11 protein-coding genes are annotated in these 14,197 nt (G+C 67.8%); 3 read left to right on the top strand and 8 right to left on the bottom strand.

The window, feature by feature from the left end; genetic code table 11:
• Nucleotides 1-93: 93 nt before the first annotated feature.
• The 7 genes from H5V44_RS08675 to H5V44_RS08645 form a co-directional block, all read right to left on the bottom strand.
• A complete protein-coding gene (locus H5V44_RS08675; protein ID WP_185192745.1) occupies nt 94-1,248 on the bottom strand; it encodes an acyl-CoA dehydrogenase family protein in 1,155 nt (384 codons plus the stop codon).
• Between the two features lie 115 nt (nt 1,249-1,363).
• Nucleotides 1,364-2,374 carry an MBL fold metallo-hydrolase gene (locus tag H5V44_RS08670; protein WP_185192744.1) on the bottom strand — a complete coding sequence of 337 codons (1,011 nt, stop codon included), beginning with the start codon at nt 2,372-2,374 and terminating at the stop codon, nt 1,364-1,366.
• 3 nt (nt 2,375-2,377) lie between these two features.
• Entirely contained in the window at nt 2,378-3,904 is a 1,527-nt protein-coding gene (locus H5V44_RS08665) for a UbiD family decarboxylase domain-containing protein (protein ID WP_185192743.1), read from the bottom strand.
• Nucleotides 3,897-5,369 carry a UbiD family decarboxylase gene (locus tag H5V44_RS08660; RefSeq protein ID WP_394354528.1) on the bottom strand — a complete coding sequence of 491 codons (1,473 nt, stop codon included), beginning with the start codon at nt 5,367-5,369 and terminating at the stop codon, nt 3,897-3,899. The genes H5V44_RS08665 and H5V44_RS08660 overlap by 8 nt, the downstream gene beginning before the upstream one ends.
• Nucleotides 5,370-5,476: 107 nt before the next feature.
• Nucleotides 5,477-5,980, bottom strand: a complete 504-nt coding sequence (locus H5V44_RS08655) for a hypothetical protein (protein ID WP_185192741.1) — start codon at nt 5,978-5,980, stop codon at nt 5,477-5,479.
• A 96-nt stretch (nt 5,981-6,076) separates the two neighbouring features.
• On the bottom strand, nt 6,077-6,817 hold the full coding sequence (locus H5V44_RS08650) for an SDR family oxidoreductase (protein ID WP_185192740.1): 741 nt from the start codon (nt 6,815-6,817) through the stop codon (nt 6,077-6,079).
• Nucleotides 6,818-6,897: 80 nt separating this feature from the next.
• On the bottom strand, nt 6,898-7,749 hold the full coding sequence (locus tag H5V44_RS08645; RefSeq protein WP_185192739.1) for an acyl-CoA thioesterase: 852 nt from the start codon (nt 7,747-7,749) through the stop codon (nt 6,898-6,900).
• 411 nt (nt 7,750-8,160) lie between these two features.
• Between H5V44_RS08645 and H5V44_RS08640 the strand changes: the two genes are divergently transcribed.
• Both H5V44_RS08640 and H5V44_RS08635 read left to right on the top strand, forming a co-directional pair.
• A complete protein-coding gene (locus H5V44_RS08640; RefSeq protein ID WP_185192738.1) occupies nt 8,161-9,891 on the top strand; it encodes a hypothetical protein in 1,731 nt (576 codons plus the stop codon).
• A gap of 72 nt (nt 9,892-9,963) precedes the next feature.
• A complete protein-coding gene (locus H5V44_RS08635; protein WP_185192737.1) occupies nt 9,964-10,875 on the top strand; it encodes a hypothetical protein in 912 nt (303 codons plus the stop codon).
• Nucleotides 10,876-12,434: 1,559 nt separating this feature from the next.
• Here H5V44_RS08635 and H5V44_RS08630 read toward each other — a convergent pair.
• A complete protein-coding gene (locus H5V44_RS08630; RefSeq protein WP_185192736.1) occupies nt 12,435-12,620 on the bottom strand; it encodes a hypothetical protein in 186 nt (61 codons plus the stop codon).
• 431 nt (nt 12,621-13,051) lie between these two features.
• Here H5V44_RS08630 and H5V44_RS08625 point away from each other — a divergent pair, with 431 nt between their 5' ends.
• The gene (locus tag H5V44_RS08625) at nt 13,052-13,489 is read left to right on the top strand and encodes a hypothetical protein (RefSeq protein WP_185192735.1); all 438 of its coding nucleotides are present in this window, start codon (nt 13,052-13,054) and stop codon (nt 13,487-13,489) included.
• Nucleotides 13,490-14,197 lie beyond the last annotated feature (708 nt).

The following is a 14,197-nucleotide window of genomic DNA, read 5'->3' as shown; positions in this document are numbered from 1 at the left end:
TCGCAGCCGTCGAGAGCGCGGCCCCTTCCAGTCCACCCGTGGCGGCTTCTCAGCAAGCTATCGCCCGACGAATCCGACCCCGTTCGCTCGACCCTACAGCCCCAGCGCCTCGCTCGCGACGGTGGTCTTCTGGATCTCCGAGGTCCCGCCGATGATCGAGAGGATGCGGGCGTCGCGGTAGTACCGCTCCAGGGGGTAGTCGGTCCGGTAGCCCTTGCCGCCGTAGATCTGCATCGCGTTCCGAGCGCAGAACTCCGCGGCGTCGCTGGCGGTGAACTTCGCTCGCGAGGACGCGCGGGTGTCGCCGCCGCCGTCGGCGATCCGGACCGCCGAATCGTACACCAAACTCCGGGCGGATTCGAGCGTCGAGTCCATCTCCGCGACCAGCACCTGGACCGCCTGGTACTCGCCGACGGGCTTGCCGCCCTGTTCGCGGTCGCCGGCGTAGTCGACCGCTTCCGCGAAGGCGGCCCGACCGATCCCACAGCCGATCGCGCCGAGCCCCGTCCGGGCCATATCGATCGTGCCCATCGCGATCCGGAACCCCTGGCCGATCGAGCCCAGCAGCGCGTCGGCGTCGACCGCGACCTCCTCGAACGTCGAGTCGCCGGTCACGTGGCCGTGCATCCCGAGGTACTCCCCGCGGTCGAAGGTGAACCCCGCGACGTCCTCCGGGCTCGGCACCAGAAAGACGCTCACGCCGTGGGAGTCCTCCGGTTGGGGGCGTTTCCGCGCGACCACCAGGTGGACGTCGGCGACGCCGGCGTTCGTGCCGAAGGACTTCTCGCCGGAGATCCGGTAGCCGTCGTCGGTCGCCTCCGCGACGGTCCCGAGCTCCGTCGGCGACGAGCCGGCGCCCGGTTCCGTCAGGAGCATCGCGCCGACCGACTCGCCGGCGACCATCTCCGGGAGCAGCCGCTCCTTCTGGGCGTCGGTCCCGAAGTTCAGGACCGGCAGCGTCGCGAAGGTGTGGCCTTGGATGGTTTCGGCGACCGCGCCGCTCTCCTCGGCGATCCGTTCGAGCGCCAGGCAGTACGAGACGAAGTCGCCGCCGAGCCCGCCGTACTCCTCGGGAACCAGGATCCCGAGCAGCCCGGCGTCGCCCGCGGCCTCGACGACGTCGCGGGGGAACTCGCGGCTCCGTTCGATCTCCTCGGTTCGGGGTGCGAGCGTCTCCGCGACGAAGTCGTCTGCCCGGTCGAGCACGTCGTCGTGCTCCTCGGAGAGGGCACGATCGAGTAGCGTCATACCTGCGTTGGCGTCGCGGGGGGACTTATTTATGTCGTGACGGCCGCCGGCGCCGCTCCGTCCGGGTCGCCGTCGGACCCACCGGCCACCACCCGCGTCGGTCGGCGGCGCGGAACTACAGCGGTCCGAACCGTAGCCCGTCCCGATCGGGGCCCGCCTTCGGGTCCGACTCCGCCCGAACGTACCGATCGGGCGCGTCGCCGACCCGCTCCGCGAAGCCGTGGTCGGCCGCGAACGCGAGGTGTGCGGCCGCCTCGCCGGCGCCCATCTTGGCGTGGATCCCCGCCATCCCCCCGAACAGGTCGCCCGCGACGGCCCACGGCGTCCGCCCCGGCGGGTCGGCGGTGTCATCGGGGTCGGGCAGCGCCGCGACCGCGTCCCGGATCCGCTCCGTGTGGTGGTTCCGGATCGTCCGGATCCGTCCCGGCAGGTCGACCGTCGATCCGTGGCCGGGGTAGGCCTGCGGCGGCGGGTCCGCCCCGCCGAACCGCTCCGAGAGGGTATCGAGCGTATTCAGGTACGTCTCCAGCGCGGACCCGAGCCGCGTGTCGCTGCCGCCGACGTTCGGCGTGTACGTCGGGAGGACCGCGTCGCCGACGAGGAGCGCGTCGTCGGCCAGCATCGCGAGGTGGCCCGCGGTGTGGCCGGGCGTGTGGATCGCCTCCCCGCCGGCCACCGACTCGCCGTCGGCGACCGCCCTGACGGGGCACTCGTCGGGCATCGGCGAGGGCGCGTCGCCGTCGACGATCCCCTCGATGGTCGACGCGGGAACGCCCCACTCCCGGAGCCGCCGGGCGTCGCGGTCGAGGCGGCGCTCCCGCTCGGCGGCGTAGTCGGCCACGAGCGGCGCGTCGTCCCGGTGAAGTACCAGTTCCGCGTCGGCAGCCGCAGCCAGCCGGGGAGCCAGCCCCGCGTGGTCGGCGTGCCAGTGGGTGACGACGACGGTTTCGACCGATCCGACCGGCAGCCCCGCTGATTTGAGCCCCTCGGTCAGCGCCTTCCACGGCGACGCGCCCGGCGGCCCGGGGTCGACGACGAGCCCCCGATCCGGCAGGACGTAGGTGCTGTTTTCCCCCTCGGGGCTGGCGGCGGTGTGGGCGATCCGCTCGACGGGAGGCGCCGACATCCGCTACGCTCCCCCGTCGGCGCCGTCGGCGGTCCCGCTCCCGTCACCGCCGCGCGTCGGGTCGTGCTCGGGGCCGTTGTCGAACCCGAGGTCCGTCCAGTCGGCCCGCACGGCCGCCCGGATCTCCTCGGGGTACGTCGCCTCGAAGGTCACCCGCGGCGCGATGTACTCCTCGTCCCACCGGGGGTCCCACGCGGCGTCGACGTACATGTTCGCGCCGGTCGCCCCGTCCCGTCGGTACTGCGGCGCCCGCGCGGCCGGCGCCTCCGGGTCGGAGAACTCCCAGTCGTTTGCGGGGTGGGCCTTCACCCAGACGTCGTCGAAGGCCCGGCCCAGGTCCATCGGCGGCGTCTCGGTGTCGAGCACCACCACCTTGTCGAACAGCCGGGAAAAGGAAAACAGGGTGTTTGCGAGCTGCCACTCGAAGCCGGCGTAGAGCACGTCACTCGCGACCAGGCAGATCCCGAGCCCCGCCTCCGCGGGCAGCGCGAGCCACTCCGCGGGCGCGACCCCCCAGTAGTTGTTCACCCGGCCGTAGAGCCGCGCGGACTCGGTCACCGAGAGGAGATGCCGGCCGTCGGACATCGGCGTGCCGGTCGGCGAGAACGGGACGATCGGCTCCGTCCGCGTCCGGACGTCCTCGACGCGAGCGTCGAGCGTGGCAGTGGTGACGGCGCTCTCCCACGGCGCGGGCGCTCCGGACGGCCCGGCTGGCGTCTCCGGCCCGACCGTCGCCCCGATCACCACCTCGCTCGCCGCTGGGACCGCCCCCGCCGGCGTCGGGGCGACCCCGATCGGCGCCAGGCTTCGGGCGATCCGGGGGGCGCTCGCGACGTGGGACTCCCCCAGCCACCGCATCGTCGCCCCGAACAGCACCGCCGGCGGCGCCCCGAGCGCGACCGTCAGCCGCGTGCCGTCGGGCACGTCGCCGACGGGTGTCGGGACCGAGAGCCTGAGCCCGTCGCTGCCGTGGATTGAGCCGCGGACCGGAACCCACCGCACCGCGTCCGGATCCGTCCGGCTGCCCTCCGGGACCGCCGCGGGCCGGTCGTTGGTCGCCGCCGCATCTCCGCCACCGCGCCCGACCGCGGCGGCCGGGACCGCAGCGACCCCCAGCGTGATCGTCGGCACGTCGGCGCCGCCGACCGCCGGCAACCCCAGCGATCGGAGGTCGGCGTCCTCGGTCGCTGCCGGCTCCGCGACCGGATCCGGGTCGGTCCCGCCGCGTCGGGCGGCCACCAGGGCGTCGAGCACGTCGAGGTAGCTGGCGTCGTGGCCCGCTCCCAGGGCGGCACCGACCCGCGCCCACGGCTCCCGCGAGCGCACCGCGAGCCGGTCGGGGCCGCCGAACGCGCCGCCGACCAGGGTCGCACGGCCGCCGGTGTCAGGCAGCCGGACCGCGGGCCCGTTCGCCCGGGCGGCTTCGCCCGCCACCGCGGCCGCGGTGTCGGCCCAGTGGACCCGCTCGCCGACGGTCGCGATGTCGTCCGCGGCGTCGAGCCGGTCGAGGTGCGTCCGGACGTCAGTCATCGGCGGCCACCCCCGGATCGAGGTCGACGCCGGCGCGGTCGAGCACCGACCGGGCGCGTTCCCTGAGCGCCCCGCGATCGGCCGTCGGCTCAGTCTCCGCCCCGCCGTCGGAGGTGGCGTCGATGTACGCCTTCGCGGTCTTGGATTTGGAGGTCCCGGTCTCGACGTCGCCCTTCTCCTCGGGCGTCTGATAGATGTTCAGCGGCACCTTCGGCATCGTCTCCGCGCCGAACTGGTGGAAGTCCGCGTCGGGGTCGGCGTGGAGCGCGAGCGCCTCCAGTACCTCCCGGGTCGACAGCGGGTCCACCTCGGCGTCGACGAACACGAAGAAGTCGACGTGGAGCATCCCCCAGGTGGTGAAGATGAAGTTCGCGAGTTCGTGGAGGTAGCCCGGCCGGGGGACGTCCGTCGAGACGACGTACACCGACCGCGGGGTGAACCGCCACGGGACGCACTTCTCGACGTCGTACCCCGCCGCGCGGAGCCCGAGCGTCGCGTCGGGGCCGATACACGCCACCTCGGTGGTTGAGGTGGTGTTCAGCGAGTAGCCTACGCCCGACCCCTCCACGCAGAACGGGATCAGCGGGTCCTGACGGTGGGTGACCGCGTCGACGCGGAGGACCGGCATCGACCGTCGCGGGCCGTGCATGTACCCGAAGTAGTCGCCGAACGGGCCCTCGTCCAGCCGCTCGCTCGGGAGGATCCGTCCCTCGATCACCAACTCGGCGCTCGCCGGCACCTTCAGGTCGTTCGTGGTACACTCGACGAGTTCGACGGGGTCGCCCTTCAACCCGCCGGCGAACGCCGCCTCGTCGCTGCCGGTCGGGATCCACATCGACGCGGTGAACTGCGCGGCGGGTTCGACGCCGACGGCGAGCGCCACCGGCATCGGCTCGTCGCGCCGCTCGTACCGATAATAAAACAGGTTCGGGGTCTGCTCGCCGGCCAGAAGCAGGACGCTCGCGCGGGCGCCGTCCTGGATCATCGCGCGGTGTGACGACCAGTCGGTCCACGAGGAGTCGGGATCCGGCGCCACCATCGTGTGGAGGTTCGAGTAGCGCCCGCCGTCGGCGGCGTGGATGTACGGCCACGGCACCGAAAACAGGTCTACGTCCTCGCCGCGGCGGATCACTGCCTTGCAGGGCGCCGCCTCGGCGTCGACGGTGACGGGGTCGACGGGGTTCCGGAGCCGGTCCATCACCGTCCGGTAGTACTCGTCGCCGGTGAGGTCCGGCTGGAGGCCGAGCGCCCGCGCCGGCCGGTCCCACGGCCGCCCACGGGAGCCGCGGTAGGGGTCGCCCACCAGCCGCGCGGGGATCCCGGAGTCGGCCACCGACTCGAAGACCGGGATGCGGTCGTCGCGGTTGTTCGCCAGCATCGTGATCGCACTGGCCTCCAGGTTCCAGGAGACGTCGGCGTCGATCCGGTTCAGTTCACCCACCGACTCCAACGTCCGGAGGTACACACGGAGGCTGTCGGCCGGCCCGTCGACGCTGGCGCTTTCGGTCCCGCCGTCTGTTACGAGGGCGCCGCCGGCGTCCGTCGCCGGGGCGCCGTCCCGTCCGTCGGGAGTCACTCCTCGCGACCCCCGCCCAGTCGGAACTCCGCCTGCTGGCGCTCGCGTTCGGCCCGGAGGTCGACGTAGCGGTCGATCAACTCCGGACGGGTCTCCGAGAGGTGCTCTCTGAGCAGCGACCGGACCGCGGTCGAAACCGAGTCGTACTCGCCGGTCTCGACGAGGTAGGCGACCAGCGTCTTCACGTCCTCCCCGCGGGCGGTCAGCACGTTCGACCCCTCGTGGCTCCGCTCGAAGCAGGCTTCGAGTGTCGCCTCGTCTATGCTCGGTTCGGAGATGTCGGCCTCGATGATCTCGATGTACCACTGCTCCTCGCGGTTCTCGTGTGGCCCCCGGAGGATCGTGAGCGGGTCGGGATCGTCGAGTTCCGCGGCGTCGCGGGCGATCCGCGCCCGGGTGGTGAAGATGTGTTTCGTCTCCCCGTCGGTCACCTGGAGGGTGATCTCGCCGCCGGTGTCGGCGGGCAGGTGATCCTCGGAGGTGATGTACTGGTCGCTCACGGTACCGCCCCGCCGTGACCGGCCAGCGCGTTCATACGCCACAGTCGGGGGGCGGGCGATTATAAACTCTTCCCGACGCCCAGGTCGCCGGACCGCTCACCATCCCTCGAACTTGTCCCGGCGGTAGAGGTCGATCTCGTGGACCGTCGAGCGGTCCTGACCGGCGGCGAAGGCGACGGCGTCGGCGACCTCCGCGGGGTCGGTCATCTCCCCCGGCTCGAACCGCTCGGTGAAGGGGTCGCCCTCCTCGCTTCCGAACTCCGTCCGGACCTCGGTGGGGTTGACCACGCTGACGCCGACGCCCTCGCCGCCGACCTGCCCTTCGAGGCTGTGTGCGAACCCGCGGACCCACCACTTGGTCGCCGCGTAGATCGGGTTGCCGGGCCGGGGGTACTGCCCCGCGAAGCTCCCGACGAACACGAGGTTCCCGTCGGTCTCCCGCAGGTGCGGCAGGGCCGCCCGCGTCGCGAAGAAGACGCCGTCGACGTTCGTCTCCATCATCGTGCGGTACTGCTCCGTCGTCGTCGCCTCGACGTCGCCGCCGAGCCCGAGCCCGGCGTTGTTCACGACGACGTCGAGCCGGCCGAACGTCTCGACCGCCGCTTCGATCATCGCCTCGACCGCCGCCTCGTCGCGAACGTCCGTGGGGACGACGAGCGTTCCGGCGCCGTACTCCGATTCGACCTCCGTAGCGATCGATTCGAGCCGGTCCCGGCGCCGTGCCGCGAGCGCGACGTTCGCGCCCTCGCGGGCGAGTGCGTGCGCCGTTGCTTCGCCGATTCCCGAACTGGCCCCCGTGACGAGGGCAACGTCGTCTTCCAAGGTCACGTCCGGCATCTCTCCGCCGGGGAACTTGAGTTCTCGGTCGACGTGCTCGTGGGGATCACGGTGCCGGTGTTACCGACGTCCGCCGCCCGCTACGGCTCGAACGGCGCCAGCATCTCCGCGGTGTAGGTCGTCGGATCGCCCTCGCGGTCGAAGCAGCCGTACTCGGTGAGCCCCTCGATGCGGACCTCGCCGTCGGTCCGGAAGGTGTGTTCGACCCGGATCGACTCCTCGGTCACGGACTGTACGTCGGTCGTCACCGACAGCGTCGAGTCGAACGCGACTGTCGAGTTGAACTCCCAGTGCCACGACTGCAGGCGGAACGGCTGTCTCCCGCCGGCGACGTCGCTCGGGTCGACCCCTGCGTCGGCGAGGACCGATTCGAGCGCGACGTCGGCGAACCGGGGATACTCCTCGAAGTACGCCAGTTCCGAGCCCTCGATGTGGGGGCTGTGGATCCGGAAGGCGTCCTCGAACGTCGGGTGGTCGGCGGCGCGTTCCTCCGGCCCTCCATCGTCCGTCGGCCCGGGGTCGACGTCGCGGGACTCCCGTCTGCCGTCGAGCCGGTCCCGGACCGCCTCGGGTAACGCGAGCGCCCCGCCCTCGGGGGCGATCGTCACGTGGGTCATCCGGGCGGTCGAGAAGGGCTCGCCGTTTTCGTCGACCGCCTCGTAGACCACCTGCAGGCTGGAGTCACCCACGCGGGTGGGCGTCGTCTCGACGGAGACGGCGTCCCCGAACCTCGGATACCGGTGGACGGTCGCGTCGACGACGACGGGCGCGTAGGGGATGGCGTCGTCGTCGACCAGATCCTCGAAGGGGTACTCGACCGCGGTTGCGAGTTCCTGCGTCGAGACGAGTTGCCAATGAAAGAAGTTGGCGCCGTGGACCAGCGGGCCGGCCAGTTCGCCGAAGCGGACCGGGTGGTCGCGGATGGTTCGCATAGCCCCGGATTCGCCACCGCACGGTAAGGCGGTTGAGATGGCGGCAAACGCTCCCGGTCCTCCGGGCTCCTTCGTGCGTCGCCGTCGATCGGCCGCAGCGCTCCGAGCGTTGGGATCCGGCAGCGACCTCTGACGGATGCTCCTCGAATAACAGAACAAATAACATAAATAAAAATTTATAATGAAAGCAGAAAAACGACCGAAAGACTCCGAAAGCGCATCGAACCGATTTGATGGATAAAACCAAATCGATATTTATTCGAAAACAAAGGGAAAATGTCATTTCTCGTCGACTCCTCAGCCCATCCCGGCCCGACGTCCCGTACGCAGAAGACGCCGACCCACCACGACGGTATCACAAACGGTACTCCGCCCGGTCATTTTATGTGACGGGTTCGGGTAAGAACGGCTATGAGCCACGAGTCCGACGTCGATCGAACGGTTGTGGTATCCGACGACGACGTGCGAGTCGAGAAGTCCTTCGCCCGCGAGGAGTTCCCCGTCCCGGCGATCAAGTTCCGGCTCGTCTCCGGGAGCGACGAGCCGGTCGACGTCCGGTTGGTCGACCGGATCCCCGAGGAGTTTCCGATGGAGGGTATCGGCTTTCATCCCGACTACGAGAGCGACAACTGGACCGCGTACAAGGATCACCGAGTCGAGTACGAGCGGACCTTAGAGCCCGAGGAGTCCACGGTCACGGTGTACGGCATCCGGCTGGAGGAGTCCTCGGACGTCGCGGGCTTCCTCGGCGAACCGGTACTCGAACGGCCGCCGGTGCCCGGGGAGGCGCCGGAGGACCGCCCCGGCGCCGACGTCGACGACATTCTGGGCTCCGACCGGAGCCAGCTCGTCCGGGACGCCCTCCAGGGCAACGGCCGGCTCGCGAATCCGGAGGCGGCGGACGACCCCGGCGTCGAACCGCTGGCCGGCGCCGATTCTGCGGCGTCCGATGCCGACGAGGAGCCGATTGTCGCCGAGCCGGCCGGCAGTGCCGGCGACCCCGCACCCGACGCCGGGGACGAACCGGACGCCCCGGAGCCGCGCGGCGTCGCGTCGGACCTGACACCCGCCGTGGAGAAGGCGCCGGACTCCGTGGCGCCCGTCGACCCGTCGGCCGAAAGCGAGGCGGATACGGACGGCGCCGACGAGTCCGACGCCGGCGAGGACACTGAAGAACCCGACGCTGCCGGCGCGGACGCCGAGGAGCCGGTCGCAGCCGGGGCGGACGCAGCGGCCGGAACGGCAGCGTCCGACGAACCGGACGCCGCCGGGGCGGAGGCCGACGCGTACGTCGACATCGGCGCCGAGGGCGACGCTGTTGCGGCAGGCGGCGCCGCCGCGCCGGACGGCGGGCTGGCGGCGACCCTCGCCGCCGAGATCCGGGCGGGCGAGGTGTCGGAGGCCGACCTCGAAACCCTCCGCGGCGAACTCGACTCCGGGCTCCCACGGAGCGCCGACGTCAGGATCCGGCGGCTGCAGTCGCAGTTCGCCGACCTCGAAGCCTACACCGACGCCATCGAGGAGTTCATCGACGACGAGGGCACCGGCGCCGAACTCGTCGAGCGGCTCGACACCGAACTGGAGGCGGTCACCGCGGAACTCGAGGAACTGCAGGACGGCCTCGACGCCGCGGCCGAGGACCGCGGGGCGATCCGCGACGGGATCGACGCACTCGAGGCGGACCTCGCGGCGACCGACGAGCGGCTGGACGCCGTCGATGAGACCGCCGAGGCGGCCGCAGACGGCGTCGACGACCTCCAGGAGCGGGCCGACGCGATCGAGGGGCACCTCGACGAGGTCGAATCCGACGTCGGCGACCTGGTGGACGACATCGACGACGTCGTAGCTGACCTCGACGACGTCGCCGCGGATCTCGACGACACCGACGAGTACGTCTCCCGGCTCGACGACGACCTCGAGGAGGTTCGTGCGGAGGTCTCCGCAGTCGACGACGACCTCGAGGAAGCCCGGACGTCGCTGTCGGCTGACATCGCCGACCTCCGGGCGGAAGTGGCCGCGCTGACCGACGAACTCGACCGTCTCGACGCGATCGAATCGGAGATCGCCGACCTCCAGACCTTCCGCGACCGGCTCAACAGCGCGTTCGGTCCGGGCGGCGGCGGCGACGCCGACGAGGAGTAACGCCCGGGCGGGTCGGCAGTTCCCCGGCCGCGGAACGTAACCGGTATCACCCGCCGTCACCTGCCTCCGGTAATGACACCGACGGAGGCGGTACGTGTCGCGGTCCCACGGAAGGGGCGACCGCTCGAAGCCGTCCTCGAACGCGTCGCCGACGTGGCCGACGCCGAGACCGTCGCCGACCGGATCATCTCGACGCTCCGCCACGAGAAGGTGATCACGAAGGGCGCGACGACGCCGGAAGCGAACGTCTACGACCGCCTCGCGAGGTACTCCGATCTCGGCGACGACTACGCCCCGGAGTACACGCTGCTGCGCGACGACCGACCGGGGATGCCGCGCCGGATCGTCTTCGACAGCCTCACCGTCGGGATCGACGGCGTCCCGGTCCAATTTGTCGGCCGCGAGGAGCCGTTCCGCGCGCTCCGCACCCACGCCTTCGGGCTGGGGTTCGACAGCGCCGACCTCGTGTTGGAGGAGGTCGTCGAACTCGAACCCGAGGGGCTCGGCTCGATCGCCGACGTCAACGCCCGGATCGACCCGATGAACACCGACGTCCGGGTGGTCTCGGGGCTGGGCGACACCGTGTTCCACACCCTGATGGCGCGGCCGGAGATCCTGCCCCCCGGCGCCGACCTCGACCGGGAGTTCGTCGCGGGCTACGAGGGCGACCTCTGCATCTCCCCGCGCTACGAGCGGCTGGTCGAGGCGGTGCTCGGGACGCGGCCGCTCGACGGCGTCGACTTCGCGTACCCGGGGCCCGACCGCGACGAGGAGGAGGCCGCGATCGCGGATGTCGGGCTCGGCGTCTACCTGACGGTGACGGGGTCGACCGCACGGGACCACGGGCTGATCCTCGGCGAGCATCTGTTCCCCTCGGAGACGGTGCTGATGGAGAACATCGTCGAGACCGACGGCGACGGCCGCGCGGGCCGGGTTCGCGAGGCGCTGGCGGCGGCGGCGACGGAGACCGGGATCGCGGTCTGACACCGACCTTTTGCTGCGGTCGCTCGCTTCGTCGCCGGGCTTCGCCCGGCTGCCAGCGGGACCTCCGGTCCCGCCCTGCTCGCTCCCTGGCAAAAGCTCGGCCAAAAGCCTGCGTCAGGGGCTTTGCCCCTTCCTCGGCCCGCTCGCTCACTGCGTTCGCTCGCGGTACAGCGGTCTGCCATCTCCTGTGGATCTCCTTTTTTTAGTACAGCAGGGCATCATCGCAGAGTTGTTAGGGTGTTTATTTCGCTATTCTACGGACGAATCAGCCGTGCGACCCTGCGTGCGAATATACTGCTGAGATTTCTACCAGATTGCGTTGATGTTACTATCGGCGTGCTGAATACAGCGCGCAGCTCTCGCGATCGATCCTTGCTGGAAACGTCGGGGACTCTGACTCGAATGTGACCCTTCAGGCTGTCTTCCTGAGGACCGGATCCAGTCATAACATACGAGTGGTTCACATTTGAACTACGGATATGCCGCTCGGTCCCTCCGATAGCCACCGCCCATCGAGTTCCTTCTCCGAGGACCACGACAGCGAGGACGAGCCTCTATCTGGTACTGCAGACCAGATTGGTACTACGATTCCCACCCGGACGGTTTCTCGGCGGCGCTTTCTCGCCGGAGTAACCGCTACTGCGAGCGTCGGCCTCGGCGGCTGCACCGCTCGACTCCCTGGCAATGCCGCGAGTGTTGATTCCAGGACCACCCGTGACGGGAACACCCTGATCTGGACCTACCCCGCGGGTGCCGCCGAGAGCGAGCAAGGGTACGAAGGGATCGGCTACGCAGCAATCCGGTTTCAAGCGTTCAATATGGCCGTGGATGCGGACTCGGTGGTTCCTGCCCTGCAGTTCAGGTTGAACTCGACTGTCGCAGACATCGCTGCCGGAGAACCCTATCAGGGATATCAGGCAGACTCGTTCCGGTTTCACATTGGGGTCCCGCGCACTTATGATGGGGCGGCGGGGATCCGAGCGTTCGTGCAACCGCCTCAGTGACCCGACATCCGCACCACGTACGGCTACAACAGTGCTGTGCGAGAACTTGCTGTGCAAGCTCCTGATGTACACGAGGACGGCACGATCATCGTGGAAGGCCGATTCCAGCCGTATGATGCTACGCTGCCCAGCGAACTACATTGCGGGTTCGAGGTACAAGCTTCACAGTCAGGGCCGCTCGGCCGGACGGTACGCGCCGATGGGCGCGAAACGTTCGACGTGTCCGTGATTGACCTCCCGGAAGGGATTACAACAGCATAGCAGTGGAGACCCCTACCGGCCACAAGCAGTCGCCCGGTGGATCATAGCCTTCGCTACAATCCACGATGCCATCACCCCGACGTGGAACATTCGTGGTTCGTTATACTGGCCAACGGAACGATTGATACAATTGGCCGCGTCTCTGCGCCGGCGAATATGTATCAGTGACGTCGGCCAGTATAGGCTTAGGCATTACGAGAGTGTCAGAGAAGTGTTCTCATATCCGTTCTTTGCCGCATCTATTCCGCTCGCTTTTGGGTAGCGGATTGTTGGTCAGACCTTTTCACTGGTACCCTAGACGACAGTGGCGAGTAGCAGCGCGACACTCAGGGTACTTATACCGATACCCAGAATGCTACTGATTCCTTCGTCGCTGGCACTCACCCACACCGCGCTCCCGGTGACCGACAGTGCCATCCCAGCAACGACCAGCGTCTCAGTGGCTTCCTTCTCAAACTGATTGCGGAGGGCCTCTATCATTTATACTGGCACCAGATTGAGATCACATCGAATATAACGATCGCTCCTCCGTAGCGGATCGCTGGTCGTTATGGAGCGGGGTGGTTCGGGACAGATGATCGGCGGATTCGCTCGTGACAACCGCGTCGATCTTCAGTTACTCAGTCCAACGCTGTGACGTAATCGTAAGATGGCCCTCCACCAACAATCGCTTACCCAAGAGCGATTCCACTAACTGATTAGAATGAGCCGCCAATCCCAAGGTACACAAAGATAGCAACTACGGTTGCAATTACGTCAAGCACGAACAGGATGGCGTAGTCCTTCGTTTCTATGGTCGGGTGCCATTCCAGCAGTTACTAAGAAGTTTCGGGGACGATACTTGCTCAATTCGCACGCGAATCTTACAGTCCTTCGACTGGTGGACACCCCAGGAGGTAGTTCAGGCGGCTGTGGCGACGACGGGATTTTATTACTTCCGTCCCCTTGAGTCGGACGTGTCTGGTGTCCTTGAACGAACGAGGGGATGGCTATTCGGCCCAGAGACTCCAGTCCTCCTCGTTGCCATCGTCGTCGCCCTCCCGACCGCCTACAGCGTCCAGCACTGGCTGGACAGCGGGTTCGAGGCCAGTTTCCTCGTGCTGATGGCACTCGGGGTCGGCGTCCCGCAACTCTACGACCGCTGGCCGCACCAGTACGAACCCCCGCTGGCGGTTGCGTGGGCGCTCGCGGCCTGTGCTGTCGTAACCGCCGTGTTCGTCGCTGTCTACGTCGTCGCCAACGGACTGGGCGCCGGCACACCAATCGCTGCAATCGTGGCGCTCCTCGTCGCCGACCTCGGTACGCTCGCAGTTATTAAGTTGTGGACGGGTACAGCGATGTCGGAGTGAGGATTTGCGCCCCGAGGACGCGACGCCAGGAGTCAATAATCAGTGACAGTCGGTTCAGCTCTGATTGTCTGTACTGATTCGACCAATCTGTCCTTTCATACGGATTATTGAAAGACAGTCCGGGACTGACCGCACGCAGTCGTGCGGTCAACCCGGTAAACGCTTACAATAATCCGCATCAGTCGGTCATACCGAATCTGACAGAGGATGCGGAGTTCGAAGCGGTACTGCTGCATACACAGTGTGTATCTCGCAGACAGTTGCGGTCAGAGCAAACCAGTGGAATCGGTCAGTACAGACTTCAAGTATTCCATTGAGGGAAAGGATGTTAATACAGAGACACGGACATAGTTCAGTATGGTCCCGCTACAAATTCCGGGCTTCCCGGAGTTGGCGATAATCGTTATGATGGTAATGATTCCGGTTGCCTTTTTTCATCGCATATAAGATTTTTAGAGGGTATCAGACGTTTCAGGAGGGGCAAAGATAGGTTGAGTTTTCTCGTCTGCTCAGCACGCTCGCTTACTGAACAATCGATTCATCAATAGCGGCGTGGATCAACACTGAGCGAGTGCTGTATACACGCTCTATATTCAGTAGGCAGTTATTGACAATTTACGGATATTATCGTGATGGACGTGATATAGTGTTCGCCTGTACTGAGCGATCCTTTCCCCTGACGTGCGAACTCCCAAGCGACACCCACAA

Source organism: Halobellus ruber, assembly GCF_014212355.1.
Classification (GTDB): domain Archaea; phylum Halobacteriota; class Halobacteria; order Halobacteriales; family Haloferacaceae; genus Haloquadratum; species Haloquadratum rubrum.
This window is presented reverse-complemented; position numbering and strand designations above follow the sequence as displayed.